This window comes from Streptomyces zaehneri (assembly GCF_032248645.1).
GTDB lineage: Bacteria > Actinomycetota > Actinomycetes > Streptomycetales > Streptomycetaceae > Streptomyces > Streptomyces coriariae.
The window spans coordinates 280265-296983 of the sequence record NZ_JASTTJ010000004.1; the positions used below are offsets into that span (position 1 = coordinate 280265).

General features: G+C 74.8%; 14 protein-coding genes and 2 pseudogenes. 6 read left to right on the forward strand and 10 right to left on the reverse strand.

Annotation, left to right across the window (positions count from 1 at the left end; translation table 11 throughout):
* Nucleotides 1–2: 2 nt before the first annotated feature.
* The 3 genes from QQM72_RS09595 to QQM72_RS09605 form a co-directional block, all read right to left on the reverse strand.
* On the reverse strand, nucleotides 3–320 hold the full coding sequence (locus tag QQM72_RS09595; RefSeq protein WP_314220375.1) for a hypothetical protein: 318 nt from the start codon (nucleotides 318–320) through the stop codon (nucleotides 3–5).
* A gap of 173 nt (nucleotides 321–493) precedes the next feature.
* The gene (locus QQM72_RS09600; protein ID WP_314220376.1) at nucleotides 494–1423 is read right to left on the reverse strand and encodes a M48 family metalloprotease; all 930 of its coding nucleotides are present in this window, start codon (nucleotides 1421–1423) and stop codon (nucleotides 494–496) included.
* A complete protein-coding gene (locus QQM72_RS09605) occupies nucleotides 1423–1791 on the reverse strand; it encodes a BlaI/MecI/CopY family transcriptional regulator (protein ID WP_314220377.1) in 369 nt (122 codons plus the stop codon). Before QQM72_RS09605 ends, QQM72_RS09600 begins: the two co-directional genes overlap by 1 nt.
* A 134-nt stretch (nucleotides 1792–1925) precedes the next feature.
* Here QQM72_RS09605 and QQM72_RS09610 point away from each other — a divergent pair, with 134 nt between their 5' ends.
* From QQM72_RS09610 to QQM72_RS09620, 3 genes are read left to right on the forward strand one after another with little or no spacing between them, the layout of a single operon-like run.
* Complete coding sequence (locus tag QQM72_RS09610; RefSeq protein WP_314220378.1) at nucleotides 1926–2594, forward strand: DedA family protein; 669 nt, start codon at nucleotides 1926–1928, stop codon at nucleotides 2592–2594.
* A complete protein-coding gene (locus tag QQM72_RS09615; protein ID WP_314220379.1) occupies nucleotides 2591–3199 on the forward strand; it encodes a phosphatase PAP2 family protein in 609 nt (202 codons plus the stop codon). The genes QQM72_RS09610 and QQM72_RS09615 overlap by 4 nt, the downstream gene beginning before the upstream one ends.
* The gene (locus QQM72_RS09620) at nucleotides 3196–3831 is read left to right on the forward strand and encodes a phosphatase PAP2 family protein (RefSeq protein WP_314220380.1); all 636 of its coding nucleotides are present in this window, start codon (nucleotides 3196–3198) and stop codon (nucleotides 3829–3831) included. Before QQM72_RS09615 ends, QQM72_RS09620 begins: the two co-directional genes overlap by 4 nt.
* A 388-nt stretch (nucleotides 3832–4219) precedes the next feature.
* Here QQM72_RS09620 and QQM72_RS09625 read toward each other — a convergent pair.
* From QQM72_RS09625 to QQM72_RS09650, 6 genes and pseudogenes are all read right to left on the reverse strand, one after another.
* Nucleotides 4220–4687: pseudogene (locus tag QQM72_RS09625) on the reverse strand (sulfite oxidase); the annotation flags it as partial.
* Nucleotides 4688–4790: 103 nt separating this feature from the next.
* A complete protein-coding gene (locus tag QQM72_RS09630) occupies nucleotides 4791–7295 on the reverse strand; it encodes an SWIM zinc finger family protein (RefSeq protein WP_314220381.1) in 2505 nt (834 codons plus the stop codon).
* The gene (locus QQM72_RS09635; RefSeq protein ID WP_314220482.1) at nucleotides 7295–10129 is read right to left on the reverse strand and encodes a DEAD/DEAH box helicase; all 2835 of its coding nucleotides are present in this window, start codon (nucleotides 10127–10129) and stop codon (nucleotides 7295–7297) included. Before QQM72_RS09635 ends, QQM72_RS09630 begins: the two co-directional genes overlap by 1 nt.
* 148 nt (nucleotides 10130–10277) lie before the next feature.
* The gene (locus QQM72_RS09640) at nucleotides 10278–10871 is read right to left on the reverse strand and encodes a sugar kinase (RefSeq protein WP_314220382.1); all 594 of its coding nucleotides are present in this window, start codon (nucleotides 10869–10871) and stop codon (nucleotides 10278–10280) included.
* A gap of 72 nt (nucleotides 10872–10943) precedes the next feature.
* Nucleotides 10944–12092, reverse strand: a complete 1149-nt coding sequence (locus tag QQM72_RS09645; protein ID WP_314220383.1) for an ROK family glucokinase — start codon at nucleotides 12090–12092, stop codon at nucleotides 10944–10946.
* Nucleotides 12093–12348: 256 nt separating this feature from the next.
* Nucleotides 12349–13086 carry a GntR family transcriptional regulator gene (locus QQM72_RS09650; protein WP_199876132.1) on the reverse strand — a complete coding sequence of 246 codons (738 nt, stop codon included), beginning with the start codon at nucleotides 13084–13086 and terminating at the stop codon, nucleotides 12349–12351.
* Between the two features lie 128 nt (nucleotides 13087–13214).
* Here QQM72_RS09650 and QQM72_RS09655 point away from each other — a divergent pair, with 128 nt between their 5' ends.
* Nucleotides 13215–14231: a Gfo/Idh/MocA family protein gene (locus QQM72_RS09655; RefSeq protein ID WP_314220384.1), complete on the forward strand. Its 1017-nt coding sequence runs from the start codon at nucleotides 13215–13217 to the stop codon at nucleotides 14229–14231.
* Nucleotides 14232–14637: 406 nt separating this feature from the next.
* Entirely contained in the window at nucleotides 14638–15024 is a 387-nt protein-coding gene (locus tag QQM72_RS09660; protein WP_057606037.1) for a ribonuclease domain-containing protein, read from the forward strand.
* A gap of 183 nt (nucleotides 15025–15207) precedes the next feature.
* Here QQM72_RS09660 and QQM72_RS09665 read toward each other — a convergent pair.
* Nucleotides 15208–15434: pseudogene (locus tag QQM72_RS09665) on the reverse strand (AIM24 family protein); the annotation flags it as partial.
* A 216-nt stretch (nucleotides 15435–15650) separates the two neighbouring features.
* Here QQM72_RS09665 and QQM72_RS09670 point away from each other — a divergent pair.
* Complete coding sequence (locus QQM72_RS09670; protein ID WP_314220385.1) at nucleotides 15651–16397, forward strand: 3-oxoacyl-ACP reductase family protein; 747 nt, start codon at nucleotides 15651–15653, stop codon at nucleotides 16395–16397.
* The last annotated feature ends 322 nt before the right edge of the window (nucleotides 16398–16719 follow it).

Here is a 16719-nt window from a genome sequence, read left to right on the forward strand (position 1 = left end):
TACTACACCCACCACCCGCGGTGTCTTCCGTGCCCGTCGGTTCCACCGTGGTGGCAGCGGACGTCCGGCCGCTGGGGAGGACGGCCCGCCCACGCCGCGCCCAGCGCCCCGGCGTCCGCGGCGCACCGGGCCCGTTCCGCGCTCTCGACCGGGTTCCCGCTGTCCGAGGCGGCGTCGGCCAGGCCGGCGCAGCACAGGGTGAGCAGGAGGGCGCCGGGCGCGAAGGGCAGGGCGGGGCGCTCGACAGGCGGGGCCGGCAGGGCCTGCACCCGCTGGGGTACTGCCCCGCCGGTCACGGCCAGGGTGGCGGGGCGTGGCATGCCGGCGGAGGCGGGAGCCGCCCGCCCGACGGCGCGGGCGACGACCGTCCGGCTGCCGATCCGGGCTGCGGCCCCCCTCGTCGGCCCATCGCTCCGGTACGGACCCGCCCGCCTCGGCCGGCGGTCGCGGCAGCGGTGAGTGATCCTCGTGGTCGAACACCGCTCCGAGGCGGTCATGGACCTTCCTCGCCCTGGGCGACCTCGACCTCGTGGTGGAAGTCGACGACGCCGGTTGTTCCGGCGGCGACGGACAGGACCGTGCAGGCCACGAGGAGGAAGGCGGTACGGCGGGTGGTGCGCGAGCGCTTCTCGGAGGGTGCGAGGAGGGCGGCGACGCGTTGCGGCACCGGGCCTGTCGTCGCCGCGGGTGCGAAGTCCGGGCGGGTGGAGGGGGAGGCGTGGCCGGCGAGGGCGGCGCGGGCGATGGCCGTGGCGATCAGGCGCCGGTCTCCGGTGACCTCGGCGGCTGCCTCGTCGGCGGCGCGCTCGGCGGCGAGACGGATGGTGTCGCGGGTGGCGCGGAGAGCGGGGTGGCAGTGGGCGGCGAGTTCGGCCGCGGCCAGGAAGTAGTGGTGGCCGGCCTGGTTGTGGGCGCGCTCGTGGGCGAAGAGGGCCTCACGCTCGGCGGGTCCCAGGCTGCGCAGCATCGCGGTGGTGACGACGATGCGGTGGGGCCGTCCGGGCAGGGCGTAGGCGTCCGGATCGGGCGAATCGATCACGCACAGGTCACCGGCGGCGGGGCGGCGGTCGGCCTGCGCGCGGGCGCTACGGAAGGCGCGGGTCTGCCGGAAGACCGCGCGCACAAGGGTCCAGGCGCTGACGGTGAGCGCTCCGGTGGCCGCCGTGGCGGCGGGGAGGACGAGGTAGTCCGAGGGGGTCCGCAGGGGGTGGACGAGTTCACCGAGAGCGGCGAAGGCGGGGAGTTTGAGCAGTCCGGTCAGGACCAGGGCGCCGAGGGCTGCGACGCAGGCCCCCGCCAGTGCCAGGGCGGAGGCGGTGAGGACCCACAGCGCGGTGGCGGGGGCCAGGCGATCGAGGGTCCGGCGGGCCGGCACCGGTGCGAGGAAGGGCAGGATCAGCGGGAGGAGCAGCAGAACGGTCATCACTCGTCACCCTCCAGGAGGCGGCGCAGATGCTGCTCGTCGCCGGGGCTGAGCTGGGCGACGAAGCGGGCCAGGACCGTCTCCCGGTCGGCGTCCCGGTCGAGTTCGGTATGCATGCGCCGGGCGGTCAGCCCGGGAGCGTCCTGCACGGGGAAGTAGGCGTAACCGCGCCCCTCCCGCTCACGGTTGACGACGCCCTTGTCGTGCAGACGCGTCAGGATCGTCGCCACCGTCGTACGGGCCAGGCCGGAGCCGAGTTCGGTCTGCACCCGCCCGGGCGTGAGCGGAGCCCCGGCAGCCCACAGCGCGGCCATGACGGCGGCTTCGAGTTCGCCGGCCGGCCGCCTGTCGTCCTTCGCGTCGGTCATGGAACGTTCCTCACTCCGCCATCGTCTACAGTTCAGCAGACCGTCTACAGGATTGTAGTCAGTCGTCGGATGCCGCCCTCCAACCGTTGCGCCGCACCCGACAGTCCGGAAGAACGATGAAGGGGCTCCCGACGATGACCACAGCCACGCACCTATCGTCGCAGCTCGCCGTCAATGTGCTGGACGCCCGGTCGCTGCTGTCCGCCTTCGGCGTGCTGGGTGTGGGCGCGGTGCTGTTCGCCGAGACCGGGCTGCTGATCGGTTTCTTCCTCCCGGGCGACTCACTGCTGTTCACCGCCGGTCTGCTGTGCACGGGCGCCGACGACCGCGGTCTGAAACTGTCGCTCGCCCCGCTCCTGACCGCCGCGGCGGTGGGAGCGCTGGCGGGCGCGCAATGCGGATATCTCCTGGGCCGAAGAGCTGGCGGTACCCTGCTCGCCCGCAGCCGCTCCGCCCGCCTGCACGACGGGGCGAAACGCGCGGAGGAGCTGCTGGAGCGCTACGGACACGCGAAGGCGATCGTCCTGGCCCGCTTCGTTCCGGTGGTGCGCACGGTCCTGAACCCGATGGCCGGCGCCCTGCGAGTGCCCGTGCGAACCTTCACCGTCTGGCAGGTGACCGGCGGGCTGGCGTGGAGCCTGGGTCTCGCCCTGGCGGGCTACGCGCTGGGCTCCTCCGTACCCGACGTGGACCGGTATCTGCTGCCGATCGTCGCGGTGATCGTGGCCCTGTCGCTGATCCCGGTCGCCTCCGAGGTGTACCGCTCGCGCCGGGACGCGAAGGCGAAGGAGGCACGCGGATGATCCTCGCCTTCAACGGCTCGTCGGTCGACGGCTCGGCCTACACCGACGTGGTGAACCTCGCCCGGCACGCTCCCCCGTGGCTGGACGACACGGCGTCGGCGTGGTCGACGTACGGACTCGCCCTGTTCGCGGTCCTCATGGCCGTCGGCTGGTGGCACGCCCGACGGGCGGGAGCCACCGCGTCGGTGATCGCGCTCGCCGTGCCGTTCGTCGTGGTCGTGGCCTACGGGGTGAACGCGGCGCTGAAGCTGCTGGTGCGCGAGGACCGGCCCTGCCGGAGCCTGCGGGTGGCCACGCTGGAGGCGTGTCCGGCGCCCGGCGACTGGTCCTTCCCCAGCAACCACGCGGCCATCGCCGCCGCGGCGGCCGTCGCGCTGCTGTTCGTCTCCCGCCGACTCGGCGCGGTCGCCGCAGTGGCCGCCTGCGCCATGGCGGTCTCGCGGGTCTGGGTCGGCGCGCACTACCCCCACGACGTGCTGGCAGGGGTCGTGGTGGGCGCTCTGGCCGCTCTGCTCGTCATGTCGGCACTGCGCGGGCGTGCAAAGGCCGCAGCCCTGCGGCTCACGGCCACGCGCCTGCGGCCGCTGCTGATGGTGGTGTCGTGAAGCGCGGCGAGGTCGCCGAACTGGCCGGCAGCTGCGGCCTCGGCGCCTGGACGGCCTTCGGCGTGCTCACCATGGTCGTGGTGGGCCACGACGGCAATCCGCTGTTCACGGACGCCGGCCTCCTCTCGTGGTCCGTCGGCCACCGGCCGGACGTGGCGGTGGCGTTCGCCCGCGGGCTGACCGGCACCGGGACGGGTCTGGTCCCGTTCGCGCTGGCGGTGCTGGCCGGGGTCATCGCGGGGCGCACCCGCCGGCAGCGCGCGTTGGCCGTCGCGCTCTGTCTGGGCTGCCTCGGGGCGGGCCAGGCGCTGCGGTACGCGGTGATGGCGCTCGTCGCCCGGCCGCGGCCGCCCCTGACGGACTGGGCGACGCACGCCTCGGGATGGGCGTTCCCGTCCGGTCACACCACCACGGCGGCCATCACCGCGGGACTCCTGATCATCGCCGTCCGCCTGCGGGGTCCGCGCGGCCGGACCCCGCTCACCCTGGTCATCGGCGGCTGGGGCGCGTCGGTCGGACTGACCCGCGTCTACCTCGGAGTGCACTGGTTCACCGACGTCGTCGGCGGCTGGCTGTTCGCCCTCGGCTGGCTCGGAGTATGCCTGGGCGCCGTGGCCCGCCGGCTTCCCTAGCGATGAATTCCAGGCACGACGGGCACGGACACGGTGCGCAGGACGGCACCGTCGCCCCGACCGTCCTGGACGCCGCACATCGAACCGTGGCCCGTACCTCACCAGGGACCGGATCGCCCACGAGAAGAGGCACAGGACCCCATGGCTGTGCCGCGGCCCGGGTTTCGGCATCCGCTACCCGCGAGCGGGCCGCAATCCCTGCCGCGGCCGCTGGGAACGGCCGGCCGACTGGGGACAGGGAGGACACCCAGTGCCGGTAAGGGCAGGGCATGGCCGACCGGTCCCCGACGCGCGTGCGCCGTCCGGGCGGCCCCCGTGGAGCCCGTGCCGGAGGAGTCCGTGCCGGGGCCTCGGCCGATGCCCTTGCACCGTCGTACGCGCGTTCCTCTCACACCGCCCGGACGGGGTGGCGGACCACGGCGTCGAACAGATAGCCCTGGGTGTTCGGGACGGTCGTGTCGGGCTGGGTGCGGCCGGTGCTGTCGGTGGCCCGGGCCAGCAGGGTGTACGCGCCCGGGGCCGACGGGCGCCAGTCGGTGGACCAGCGGACCCGGCCCGCGCGGCGCGGGGCGTCGTGCAGCCGGGCGCGCCGCCGGCTGATCCCTCCGTCGGTGCTGACGTCGACGCGTACGACCGCGCCTGCGCCGGACCAGGAGCGTCCGGTCAGACGGTGCACGGCACCCGCCCCGAGGCTCGCGTCCCAGGGCAGCTCCCAGGCGCTCTTGACGGTCTGCCGGGTCAGCGGGGCGCTGCCGCCGTCGGGGTGGGCGCTGCCGAACAGCCGGTAGAAGTCGGTGTTCCAGGGCGAGTAGAGGGGCTGCGCGGACACCTCGATGTCACCGACCCACGGCGGAGAAGTGGGGGGCGGATCGGGCGGATCGGGCGGCCGCGGGGCGCGGATGCCGGCGGCCCGTGACCGGCTCCGCCGGGCGCCCTGCGCGCCGACGGGACCGGGCGCCTCAGAGCTCGTCCGAACCGCCCAGACCGGTCAGCGCGCCCACCGGGTCCGGGTCGGGGGTGCCGCGCGGCCACCAGTCGTCGTGGCCCGGTTCGGACTCGTACGCGTACCACAACCCGTCGCGGCCGAAGCGGAGTTGGACGTGGCCGCGGGGGTGGGTGAGGTGGTTGCGGCGCGGGCGGAAGGCCGGGAGGTCGGCGGCGAGGAGGAGCGGCCGGGCCCGGTCGAAGCGCCCGGCCGGCGGGTCCCAGGTCTCCTCCAGGACGGTGAGCCCGTCCGGCCCGCCCTGCCGCCAGGCGGCCACCGCGCGGGCCAGTTCGACAGAGGTGCGGCCGACGGCGGAGGCGAGCGCCGCGTAGAGGGCGCGGGTGGTGACGGTGAGCCCGGAACCGGGTCGGGACGCGGCGAGCCGTACGGCGTCCCGCCAGAGGGTGAGTTCGCCGATCTCGTCCCGGCCGGTGACCAGCAGGGCGTGGGCGCGGGCGGCCGCGTCGGTCGCGAGGTGGTCCAGCGCGAAGGAGTCGGGGCCGTTCGGCGCGGACGGGTAGGCCGGGGGCTGCTCGGGGTGCGGGGGCACGGGCAGCGGGGCGGGCAGCGGCGGGAGCCGGCGCTCGGCGAGGGCTTCGGCGGCCCGGACGCCCGGCAGGGGTTCCGGTTCCTGCTCCTGGGCGGCGCGGGCCGCGCGGGTGGCGTTGCGGCGGGACAGCGCGTCGAGCACCTCGCGTTCGCCCCGGCCGCGCAGCAGGAGCAGCACGAACGGGTCGGCGTCGAGCAGCCGCGCGGTCTGGTAGCAGAGGGCGGCGGCGTGCTTGCAGGGGTGACCGCGGTCGGGGCAGCTGCACTGCGGCTCGAGGTCGCCGGGACCGGGAAGCAGTGGCACCCCGCACTCGGCGAGGGACTCGGGCATCTCCTTGTCGAGCAGCGCGGCGATGTGCCCGGGGCTCTCGACCGCGGCCTCCAGGAAGCGCTCCCAGTCCTCGGCGCCGAGGGTGCGCAGCCGTACCTGTACGCGGTAGGGACGCGGGCGGCTGCCCTGCACGTACGCCAGCACGAGCCCGGGGGTGACGGTGATCGCGTCCACGTTCCCCTGCTCGGCGTAACCGCGCCCGCGGGCCAGGCGCTTGGCGTCGAGGGCCCCCTCCTCCAGCGCGGCGACCCAGGCGTTGCCCCACCAGGTCCCCGCGAAGTCCCCGCCGGTGCGCGGCGGGAAGGCCGGGAAGGTACGGCGGTGCTCGCCGTCCCGTGCGGGGGCGGCCATGGAGCGGGGGGTGCGGGGCGGTTCGGGACGCGGGGAAGGTGCGCCACCGGGGGGACTCACGGAGACCGCAGCAGCGGGTGAACTTCCTTCGGCCGTCGTCGCGTTGCCGATGGCGGCCTCTGGCTCGGCCCAGGGCCCGGTCCCGGGCTCGGGCTCGGGCTCGGCCCAGGGCTCAAGCCTGGTCCTGGGCGCGGGCTCGGGCCGGGCCCCGGGCTCGGCTTCGGCCGAATCATCCGACGGCATCTGGAAGGCACCGGCGAGCAACTCCCTTACGGCACGGGCACGTTCGTCGGCCACCTGGTCGGATGCGCCGGGGTGCCGCCGGGCTTCGGTGGGGCGAGCGTCGGGGCGAGGGCGGGGGCCGACGTCGCCGCGCGGAGTCCGGCGGCCTGCCCGGGTCCCGGTCTCGGCCGGGTTCCGGCGGGCCTCCGCGCGGGCGGCGCGCAGGGCCTCCCGCGCGATGTCCCCGGGACGCGAACCGGCGCCGGCCTGCGGGGCGCGCGGTCCGGCGGCCTCCGGCGAGGCATCGGCAGGCGATGCCCCCTCCGGCGGGGTGGGGGGCGCTACGGGGTCGCCGTCGGCCGCCGGGGCGGCTTCCCCGGGGGGCGAGTCCGCCACGGTCACGGGGTCGGCTACGGGCTCGGTGTCGGCCAGGGTCACGGGGGCGGCCAGGGTCTCGGGGTCGGCCGGGGTCTCGGGGTCGGCCGCGGCTGAAGGTTGCACCGCGGACGCAGGTTCCGCCGTACGCCGCAGCACCGCGCGGGCCGCGTCGCCAGCGGGCACAGGTTCCCCCACAGGCGCAGGCTCCAGCACGGACGCAGGTTCCGCCGTACGCCGCAGCACCGCGCGGGCCGCATCGCCGACAGGCACAGGTTCCCCCACGGACGCAGGCTCCACCACAGGCGCAGGCTCCACCGCGGGCGCGGATTCCACCGCCCGCCGCAGCGCCGCGCGGGCCGCGTCGCCGGGCCTGGGGGCGGGGGTGCCCGCCCGCACCGTGGAGTCGTGCGACGGTGCTCGCGTCGGTCCGGGGGGCGGTGCTTGCGACGGTCGGCGCGGTGCCTGCGTCGGCTGCTGTTCCAGTGAGCGCTCCCGAGCCGCCCGCAGCGCTCGGCGAGCCTCGTCGGCCGGGCCGGCGCCCTTGTCCCGTTCCTCCCCGGCCGGGCCGGCGCCCTCGTCCCGTTCCTCCCCGGCCGGGGCGGCAGCGGCGGTGTCGGCGGTGGTGTCGGGCTTCTCCGTCTCTCCCATCACGCCTCCCTCCGCAGTCTGACCAGGTCGGTCAGTTCGCGGTCCGTGAGCTCGGTGAGGGCCGACTCGCCGGAGCCGAGGATCGCGTCGGCCAGGGCGCGCTTCGCCTGGAGCATCTCGGCGATGCGGTCCTCGACCGTGCCCTCGGTGATGAGGCGGTGCACCTGGACCGGCTGGGTCTGGCCGATGCGGTAGGCGCGGTCGGTGGCCTGTTCCTCCACCGCGGGGTTCCACCAGCGGTCGAAGTGGACGACATGGCCCGCGCGGGTGAGGTTGAGGCCGGTGCCCGCGGCCTTCAGGGAGAGGACGAGAACCGGGGTCGCACCGGCCTGGAAGCGGTCCACCATGCGCTCCCGCTCGGGGACCGGGGTGCCGCCGTGCAGAAGATCGACCGGGACCGCGCGGGCGGTGAGGTGGGCGGTGATCAGGCGGGCCATGCCGACGTACTGCGTGAAGACGATGGCCGAGCCGTCCTCGGCGAGCAGGGTGTCCAGCAGCTCGTCCAGCAGGGCGAGTTTGCCGGAGCGGGCGGCCAGGGCGTCACCGACGGAGGCGGTCTCCTCCTTGAGGTACAGGGCCGGGTGGTCGCAGATCTGCTTGAGCGCGCCCAGCAGTTTCAGGACCAGGCCGCGCCGGGCGATGCCGTCCGCCGTCTCGATGGCCAGCAGCGACTCGCGCACCACCGCCTCGTACAGCGCGGCCTGTTCGCGGGTGAGCGGGACCGGATGGTCGGTCTCGGTCTTGGGCGGCAGCTCGGGCACGATTCCGGGGTCGGACTTCTTGCGGCGCAGGAGGAACGGGCGGACCAGCCGGGCCAGGCGCTCCACCGCCTGGTCGTCCTCGCCGTTCTCGACCGCGCGCGCGTGCCGGGCGCGGAAGGACTTCAGGGGGCCGAGGAGTCCGGGTGTCGTCCAGTCGAGCAGGGCCCAGAGCTCGGAGAGGTTGTTCTCGACCGGGGTGCCGGTCAGGGCCACGCGCGCGGAGGTCGGGATCGTGCGCAGGGCCTTCGCCGTCGCCGAGTAGGGGTTCTTCACGTGCTGGGCCTCGTCGGCGACGACCATGCCCCAGGGCTGCCCGGCGAGGGTGGGCGCCGCCGAGCGCATCGTGCCGTACGTGGTGAGGACGAAGCCGCCGCCGAGGTCCGCCAGGCTGCGGTCGGGGCCGTGGAAGCGGCGGACCGGGACGCCGGGCGCGAAGCGGTCGATCTCGCGCTGCCAGTTGCCCAGCAGGGAGGCCGGGCAGACCACCAGGGTCGGTTCGGTGCGGGCCCGCTTCAGGTGCAGGGCGATGACGGTGATCGTCTTGCCGAGGCCCATGTCGTCGGCGAGGCAGCCGCCGAGGCCGAGGGAGGTCATGAGATCCAGCCAGGCCAGTCCGCGCAGCTGGTAGTCGCGCAGGGTGGCGTGCAGACCGGCGGGCGGATCGGCGGGGTGCACGCCGGTGGTGAGGCGGTCGCGCAGGGCGGCCAGCGCCCCGACGGGGACCGCCTCGACGCTCTCGCCGTCGACCTCCGCGGTGCCGCTGAGGGCGACGGACAGGGCGTCGACCGGGTCGAGCAGGCCCAGTTCCCGCCTGCGGGCCTTGCGCACGAGCGCCGGGTCGACCAGGACCCACTGGTCACGGAGCCGGACCACCGGGCGGTGGGCCTCCGCAAGGGTGTCCATCTCGGCCTCGCTGAGCGGATCGCCGCCGAGCGCCAGCTGCCAGCGGAACTGGAGCAGTTCCTCGCTCTCGAAGAAGCCGGTGCCGTCGGTCGCCGAGCCGGGTGCGGTCCTGACCACAGCGGCCGCGCTGAGGTCCTGCGCCAGGTCCCTCGGCCAGTGCACGGCGACCCCGGCCGTCGCGAGCCGGGTGGCCGCCACCCCGAGCAGATCGCTCAGCTCGTCCTCGGACAGGGCCAGGACGTCCGGCGCGTCCTGCTCGGCGAGCCGGGCGAGCGGCGGCCAGACGCGGGCCGCGCGCCGTACGGCGAGGGCGGCGTCCACGCGTGCGCGTGCCCCGAAGGCGGCGTCGGCCTCGCCCGCCCACAGGGACGCGGCGTCGGTCATCAGGGTGGGGTCGGCGAGGCTGTGCACCTGGACGATCGCGGCGCCCGCCCGGCGCGCCCGCTCGCCGTCGTCGAGCCGGTCGAACATGTCGTAGGCGGACAGGTCGAGGCGGAGCGAGATCCGCACGCCCGCGTCCATGCCGGCGGCGACCTCGGCGGCCCAGTCGTGCGCGCCGGGCAGCCGCTGGGGCCGGCGGTCGGCGAAGGGCTTCCCGCACGCGTGCGGCGCGGCCGGGGTGCGGGGCAGGGTGTCCGCCACGGCGTCCAGGAAGGACCGCATCAGGGCCTCGGGCCGCGGCAGCAGGAGCGGCCCGGGGCCGGGGAGCGGCACCGCGTGGCCCTCGTGCGGGAGCGCGGCGGCGACCGCGCGCAGATGGGCGATGTCCTCCGGGTCCAGCGGGCCCGCCCGCCAGGCGTCGTGCCCCGTGGGCGTCAGGCCGGGCAGCAGACGGCCGCGGGCGGTGAGCCGCAGCGCGTGCAGCGCGGCCGCGCCCCAGCAGGCGGTCGCCGGGTGGGCGGCGGGGTCGCGGCGGGCCCGTACGAGCAGCGGGAGCGCCTTGTCGAGCGGCAGGGACAGGGCGGGGGCCTGCCCGCGGCGGATGGCGGAGCCGTGGCGCCGGACGACGGTGAGCTCCGTGTGCTCCGCGTCCGCCGTGGTGGGCAGCGGGCCGTTCGCCGGGTCCCAGAAGGCGACGCGGCCCTCGCGCGGGAGGGCCGCGGGCAGGAAGACTGCGGCGAGCCGCACGGAGACGGAGCCGGGCTCCGCCGCGGCCGTGCCGTCGGCCATGACGCTCATGCCGTGTGTCCACCTCCCGCCCGCATGTCGGATCAGTCGTCTTCGACTCTACGGGCGGGGTCTGACAATCGGTCCCGGCGGCCGGCCGGGTCACGGCCTTGCGGCCCGGTCACGGCCTTGCGGCCGGGGGCGGGACCGGTCAGGGGACCGTGCGGGAGACCACGTAGACGAAGGGGTAGATCGCGTTGCCGGTGTTCACCACCACGTCCAGTGTCGGCATGGGCTTCTTCTGTTCGTGGACGATGCCGAAGTCGTCCCCGGGGCGCGAGCCGGGGCCGGTGAACTTCCAGCCCGTGACCTGCTGGTCGCGGGCGCTGATGGTGATCTCGCCCTTCTTCAGGTCGGCCCTGGTGACGCCGATGCCGGCGAGGAACTCGTCGAGTCCCACCTGTGTGGTCTGGAACTGCGCGTACAGACGGCTGGTCTTCCAGTTGTTCGTCTCGTAGTACGCGACCTGGTTCGACGGGTGCGGGATCGGCACCTGGTACAGGCGGCGCTGGACCTTCGACGGCCAGCCCTCGGTGAGGCCGGTCGCCGAGTACTTCGCCTCTTTGTCCTTGCCGCTGTCGCGGCTCTGGTTGGCGGAGATCACCAGGTAGCCGGCCGGGACGCCGATGAGCAGCACGATGATCAGCAGGGTGAGCGCCCTGCGGCGGATCACGTGCCGGCGGTCCTCCGGCGGGCGGTGCGGCTCGTCGGGGGGCGCGGCCTGGCGGGGCAGCGATGCTGTCATGCGGTGTCCCGGGTCGTGCGGGGCGGTACGGCGGTCATGCGGTGTCCTGGGTGGTGCGGGGCGGTACGGCGCTCACGCCGTGTCCTGGGTACGGCGGGCCGCCTCGGTGAACCGTTCGAAGCGCTCGTAGCGCTCCACGCGGCGGCGCTTCGCGCGCCGGAAGCGGCGGGCGACCAGGCGGGCCAGGTCGGCAGCGCCGACCATACCGGCCTCGGGGCCCAGCTGGGCGCGGACGATACGGGCCTCGGGGCGGTAGCCGCGGCCGGTGAGCTGGCGCTTGAACGCGTCCCGCGCGGGGCCGATCAGCAGGTCGTCGGCGGCCGAGACGCCGCCGCCGATCACGAAGCAGGACGGGTCGAGGGCGGCGGCCAGGTTGGCGATGCCGACGCCGAGCCACTGGCCGATGTCCTGGAGCAGCTCGATGCACATGGCGTCGCCCTCGCGGGCCAGCTCGGTGATCATCGGGCCGGTGATGTCGCCGATGTTGCCCTTGACGTGCTCGATGATCCCGTACGCCACCGGCGAGTCGGCGGCGGCCAGTTCGCGGGCCTCCCGGACCAGCGCGTTGCCCGAGCTGTACTGCTCCCAGCAGCCGCGGTTGCCGCACGGGCAGCGGTGGCCGCCGGGCACGACCTGCATATGGCCGAACTCGCCGGCGACGCCGTACTTGCCGCGCTTGACCTGGCCGTCCTCCAGGATCGCGCCGCCGATGCCGGTACCGAGCGTGATCATGACGAGGTGGTCCTCGCCACGGCCCGCGCCGAAGCGCCACTCCGCCCAGGCGGCGGTGTTGGCGTCGTTGTCCACCAGGACGGGAACCGCGAGACGGCCGGAGAGGCGGTCGCGCAGCGGCTCGTTGCGCCACGACAGGTGGGGCGCGAACAGGACGCGGTTGCGGTCCGCGTCCACCCACCCCGCCGCGCCGACGCCGACCGCGTGCACGTCGTGGCGGTCGGACAGGTCCAGGACCAGCTCGACGATCGTGTCCTCGACGACCTTCGGGCTCTTGGACTTGTCCGGAGTCTCCGCGCGGATCTTCTCCAGGATGTTGCCGTCGGCGTCGACCACCCCCGCCATCACCTTGGTGCCACCGATGTCGATGCCGACCGTCGGCACACGGGGCGCGGTGAGGTGCGATCGGCGCTCCCTCGTGCCCACGGTGCGGAGTGCGGGCGCGCGGCGGGAGCCGATGGGGGCGGTGAAGTTGCCGTAGGTGCTCATCGCCGCCGATTCTGCCTCACCCTCCCGCCGGGCGCCGAGCCGGGCGACGGCGGGGGCGGGCGGCCTGTGGCGTTGCCGGGCGCGTCGTGGCCGGTCTCACCGGGTACGGCCGCGCGTCGGCGCGGTCTCCTCACCGTCGGGACGCAGCACCCCTGCGTCGTGCCGGTGGAGTCCGGCCCATCGCTCACCTTGTCCGGATATCCGGTCACATTGTCTGGACAATGCGACCGAGGTCGGCCGGTCGCACAGACGGGCCTCAGGGGCGGACGAGCAGCTGGAACTCGAAGGAGTAGCGGGTCGGCCGGTAGATGTGGTCGCCGAACTCCACCGCCCGGCCGGTGTCGTCGAAGGTGGTGCGCTGCATCGTCAGCAGGGGGGCGCCCTCCTCCTCGGCGAGCCGCTCGGCCTCGGCGGTGGTGGCGGCGCGGGCGCCGATGGACTGGCGGGCGCTGTGCAGGGTGATCCCGGCGGCCCGCATCAGCCGGTACAGGCCGGTGGCCTGGAGCTGCCCGGTGTCCAGGTCGAGCAGGCCGGAGGGCAGATGGTTGCAGAGGTACGCCATCGGCTCCCCGTGCGCCAGGCGCAGCCGCTCCACCCGGTGCACGTCGCTGCCCTCGGCCACCGCGAGCGCGGCCGCGACCTCGGCGGACGCCGGGACCATGGTGTTGACCAGCACCGTCGTCGCCGGACGCTGCCCGGCGGCCTCCAGGTCGTCGTAGAGGCTGCTGAGCTCCAGCGGACGCTTGACCTGGCTGTGCACGACCTGTGTCCCGACGCCCCTGCGACGGACCAGCAGGCCCTTGTCGACGAGCGACTGGATCGCCTGGCGGACGGTCGGCCGGGACAGGCCGAGCCGGGCGGCGAGCTCGATCTCGTTGCCCAGCAGGCTGCCGGGGGTCAGCGATCCGTGCTCGATCGCGGCCTCCAGCTGCTGGGCGAGCTGGAAGTACAAAGGCACCGGGGAACTTCGGTCCACACGCAGTTCTAGCTGCACGGTCGGGTCCACTTCTGGTTTCGGCACGGCCCGAGCGTAGCCCCGCGACCGGTTGACGGGAAGTTGTGTAGTTCGGTTGTCCGGACATACGCATTGACAGCGCCCGGCCCGCAACGCACCTTTGTCTCATGCGCATCGGGGTCATCGGGACGGGCCGCATAGGCACCATTCATGCGAACACACTCAGCCGTCACCGCGAGGTCGGATCCCTGATCCTGACGGACGCGGACCACGCGCGGGCCCAGGAGCTCGCGCATCGGCTGGGCGAGACGGCCGCCCCAGGGGTGGACGAGATCTTCCGCTGGGGCGTGGACGCCGTGGTGATCACGACGGCCACGTCGGCCCACGCCGAACTGATCGGTCGGGCAGCACGCTCCGGGCTCCCGGTCTTCTGCGAGAAGCCGATCGCCCTGGATCTGGCGGGCACCTTGGCGGCGATCGCCGAGGTCGAGAGCGCCGGAACGATCCTTCACATGGGGTTCCAGCGCCGCTTCGACGCGGGGTACACCGGGGCCCGCGAGGCGGTGCTCTCGGGGCGGCTCGGGCGGCTGCACACCGTGCGGGCGCTGACCTCCGACCAGTCGGCGCCGCCGGCCGCCTGGCTGCCGGTGTCCGGCGGGATCTACCGGGACGCGCTCCTGCACGACTTCGACTGTCTGCGCTGGGTGACCGGCCGCGAGGTGACGGAGGTGTACGCCGCCGGCTCCGACGCCGGGCCCGCGATGTTCCGCGAGGCGGGGGACGTGGACACGGCGGCCGCGGTCCTCACCCTCGACGACGGCACCCTCGCCACGGCGACGGCGACGCGGTTGAACGGGGCGGGCTACGACGTCCGCATGGAACTGGCCGGAGAGCTCGACCAGATCGTCGTGGGTCTGGACGACCGCACCCCGATCGCGTCCACCGAACCCACCGGTCCACCGGCCGCCGACAAGCCGTGGACCGGGTTCCTTGAGCGGTTCGAGCCCGCCTACGCGGCGGAGCTGAACGCCTTCGTGGACGTGGTGCGGGGCGAGCGGGCCAACCCCTGCGACGGCCGTGAGGCACTCGAGGCCCTCCGGATAGCCGAAGCCTGCGAGGTGTCCCGGCGGGACCGCAGGGCGGTGTGGCTCTCGGAGATCCCGGCGACCTCCGCGACGGACTGAGCGGGGCCGGCCTCGCAGACACCGGGGCCCGCCGGCAGGTGGGGTGGCGCTGCCGCCGCGCCGGCAGGTGGGGTGGCGCTGCCGCCGCGCCGGCAGGTGGGGTGGCGCTGCCGCCGCGCCGGCAGGTGGGGTGGCGCTGCCGCCGCGCCGGCAGCGGACCGGGAGGCTGCGCATCCCGCGCGTCAGGGGGCCGGGCAGCCAGTAGCCGGCCGGGCCGTCGAGGGCCGGACGTCGCCGCGGAGCTGTTCATGAGCGTCGCCACCGTCAAGGCCCACGTCCGGCCGGGAACCGGGCTGAGCGCAGCGGGCCGGTCTCCGGTTAACGCCGTGAAAACTTCCCGGACCAGAAGATGAATTCCGCGCCTTGTCATTGACATGACACTATCTACGCGCGTCATCATAAGGCCATGAGATTCCCCCCACGGATCACTCGTACGGTCACGTCGGCGGCTGTCCTGTCCGCCCTCCTCGTCGGCGGCACCGTCTCCGCCACCACGGCCCACGCCGCCGTCGGCAGCGTCTGCTACACGAAACTGCCCTCACAGGCGTACGACACGCTCGACCTGATCGATGCGGGCGGGCCGTTCCCGTACTCGCAGGACGGAGCGGTCTTCCAGAACCGGGAAGGCGTCCTGCCCAGCCAGACGTCCGGCTACTACCACGAGTACACGGTGAAGACCCCGGGCTCCTCGACGCGCGGCGCGCGCCGCATCGTGACCGGGAAGAAGTCCGCCGAGGACTACTACACCGCGGACCACTACGTCACCTTCAACCTGATCAACTACGGCTGCTGACCGACTGCACCGTTCGCCCGTCCGATCGCCAGACCCTCGCCCCGCGGACCCCCCACGTCTCCAGGCCGCGGGGCGAGGCACGTCCGGACGGAGCCGCCCGGCGCGGTGAGCGGGCCGCCGGTGTGCCGGCACCGTTCCTCGAACCGCACCGGCACCACCCCGGCGGCACCCGCAGTCGTCGGCTCAGCCCGCGTTCGTCGAGAACAGTCCGCCGGTCGGCCCCTGCTTGTCGCCGCCCTGGGCCTTCCTCAGGGCGTTGGCGAGACTCTCGATGGTGAGGGACTGGAGGATGACGCGGCCACTGCCCTCCAGGGTGGCCAGGGACAGGCCCTCGCCGCCGAACACCGCGTAATGACGCCCTGGCGGTCGAGACCGCCGACCCACTGGACGCCGTACCGCTTCCGGTCTTCCCGGCTTCCTGCCTTCCGGGCTTCCGGGCTTCCTGCCTCCCCGGCTGCCGGGCTGCCGGGCTGCCGGGCTTCCGGGCTTCCGGGCTTCCGGGCTTCCGGGCTTCCGGGCTTCCGCGGAACGCACGATCCGCGCGTCCGTCACCGTCCTGTCGCCCCGGCGATCTCGACGTCCGTTGGCCGCCAGCGCGCGGGGGCGCCGGCCGCTGGGATGGACCCATGACAACGACCGAGAAACCCCTGAACGGCAAGGTGGCCCTCGTGACCGGCGGCAGCCGCGGCATCGGAGCGGCCACCGCGCTGCGGCTCGCCCGTGAGGGCGCTGACGTGGCGGTGACCTACGTGAACGGCAAGGAGGCGGCCGAGGACGTCGTGGCGGCCGTGGAGGCGCTGGGACGGCGGGCGGTGGCGCTGCGCGCGGACTCCGCGGACCCCGGGGAGGCGTCCGGGGCGGTGGACCGTACGGTCCGGGCGCTGGGCAGCCTCGACGTACTGGTGAACAACGCGGGCGTCGGTGTCCTCGGACCGCTGGAGGGGCTCGGCCTCTCCGACGTCGACCGGGTGCTCGCGGTGAACGTGCGCGGGGTGTTCCTGGCCTCGCAGGCGGCCGCCGGGCGGATGGCGGACGGCGGACGGATCATCACGATCGGCAGTTGCATGGCCCAGCGGGTGCCCGGCCCCGGCGGGACCCTCTACGCGATGAGCAAGTCGGCCCTGATCGGTCTGACCAAGGCCCTCGCCCGGGAGCTGGGCCCGCGCGGGATCACCGCGAACCTCGTCCACCCCGGCCCGATCGACACGGACATGAACCCGGCGGACGGCCCGTACGCGGCCGGTCAGGCGACGACGACCGCGCTGGGCCGCTTCGGCACGGCCCAGGAGGTGGCCGCGACGGTCGCGCACCTGGCGGGGGCCGCGTACGTCACGGGCGCCGAGTTCGCCGTGGACGGCGGGCACGCGGCCTAGGGAACGGGGACCCGGATCGGGACGGGATTCCGCACCGGGTCGGGAACCGCATCGGTACCGGCATCGGGAGCGAGACCGGGACCGGGGACCCGGACCGGGACCGGGGCCAGGGGCCGGGACCGGGGCCAGGGGCCGGGACCGGGACCGGGACCGGGACCGGGACCGGGGACCCGGACCGGGGCCGGGGACCCGGACCGGGGCCGGGGACCCGGACCGGGGCCGGGGACCCGGACCGGGGCCGGGGACCCGGACCGGGGCCGGGAACCCGGACCGGGGCCGGGAACCCGGACCGCGACCGGGGCCGGGGACCCGGACCGCGACC

Coding starts and splice junctions, on each gene's coding strand:
- QQM72_RS09595 (WP_314220375.1), bottom strand. CDS start 320: ATGCCACGCCCCGCCACCCTGGCCGTGACCGGCGGGGCAGTACCCCAG.
- QQM72_RS09600 (WP_314220376.1), bottom strand. CDS start 1,423: ATGACCGTTCTGCTGCTCCTCCCGCTGATCCTGCCCTTCCTCGCACCG.
- QQM72_RS09605 (WP_314220377.1), bottom strand. CDS start 1,791: ATGACCGACGCGAAGGACGACAGGCGGCCGGCCGGCGAACTCGAAGCC.
- QQM72_RS09610 (WP_314220378.1), top strand. CDS start 1,926: ATGACCACAGCCACGCACCTATCGTCGCAGCTCGCCGTCAATGTGCTG.
- QQM72_RS09615 (WP_314220379.1), top strand. CDS start 2,591: ATGATCCTCGCCTTCAACGGCTCGTCGGTCGACGGCTCGGCCTACACC.
- QQM72_RS09630 (WP_314220381.1), bottom strand. CDS start 7,295: ATGGGAGAGACGGAGAAGCCCGACACCACCGCCGACACCGCCGCTGCC.
- QQM72_RS09635 (WP_314220482.1), bottom strand. CDS start 10,129: ATGGCCGACGGCACGGCCGCGGCGGAGCCCGGCTCCGTCTCCGTGCGG.
- QQM72_RS09640 (WP_314220382.1), bottom strand. CDS start 10,871: ATGACAGCATCGCTGCCCCGCCAGGCCGCGCCCCCCGACGAGCCGCAC.
- QQM72_RS09645 (WP_314220383.1), bottom strand. CDS start 12,092: ATGAGCACCTACGGCAACTTCACCGCCCCCATCGGCTCCCGCCGCGCG.
- QQM72_RS09655 (WP_314220384.1), top strand. CDS start 13,215: ATGCGCATCGGGGTCATCGGGACGGGCCGCATAGGCACCATTCATGCG.
- QQM72_RS09660 (WP_057606037.1), top strand. CDS start 14,638: ATGAGATTCCCCCCACGGATCACTCGTACGGTCACGTCGGCGGCTGTC.
- QQM72_RS09670 (WP_314220385.1), top strand. CDS start 15,651: ATGACAACGACCGAGAAACCCCTGAACGGCAAGGTGGCCCTCGTGACC.